We start from the raw sequence: 850 nt of genomic DNA on the forward strand, positions 1-850 counted from the left end.
CAGTGAGGCCCTCGACTGGGTTCCGGCCATCGTACGCGTCATTCGTACCGTTCGCCCTCGCTATGCCTGCCGCAATTGCCGTGAGGGGGTTATTCAGGCACCAGCGCCCCGGCGTGCGATCCAGGGCTCGATGGTTACCACCTCGACGCTGGCCTGGATGGCCACAGCGCGATTTGCATGGTCAATCCCTCTCAACCGGCAGCTTCAGATGCTGGCCGGACAGGGCGCCATCCTCGATCGCGCCCTACCAAGCCGCTGGATGCGCAAGATCGCATGGTGGCTGAGATCTCTGTATGAATTGCAACTCGCGTACATCCACGCGCAATCGCGGATCTTCTGTGACGAGACGCGGATGCCGGTCCTTGAGAAAGGAAGAAAGCGAACCCGGATCACGCAGTTCTGGGCACATGCCTGCGATGATGGTCCCTGGTCGGGCCCGGCGCGACCGGCGGTGGCATACATTCATGCGCGCGGCCGCGGGCATGCTGAAGCGCGCCAGCAGCTAGCCGGCTATCGGGGGATCCTCCAAGTCGACGGCTATGGCGCCTACAAGACGCTGGTCCGCAAGGGGGCGGAAGGGGTTGTGCTGGTCTTTTGCCTTGCCCATGTCCGTCGCAAGTTCGTGGACGCCTACCGTAAATCCCCGTCGCCGGTGGCCGCCGCGATCATCGGCCTGATCGGCGAGGTCTACGCGATCGAGGCCCGGGTGCGTGCCGGCAATGCCGCAGATCGGTTAGCGGCCCGCCAGGCGGAAACCTGTAAGGTGATGGCTACGATCAAAACGCAGATCGACGACATGCTGCCCAGGCTCTCACCCAAATCCGATCTGGCAAAGGCGATGCGCTACACC

At 63.4% G+C, this 850-nt stretch carries 1 protein-coding gene; it reads left to right on the forward strand.

Annotated elements, in window-relative coordinates:
• On the forward strand, positions 1–850 hold an 850-nt coding region (gene tnpC, locus ACYPYD_RS22755; protein WP_459665689.1), incomplete at both ends, for an IS66 family transposase.

It is taken from the genome of Novosphingobium sp. 11B (assembly GCF_054589055.1).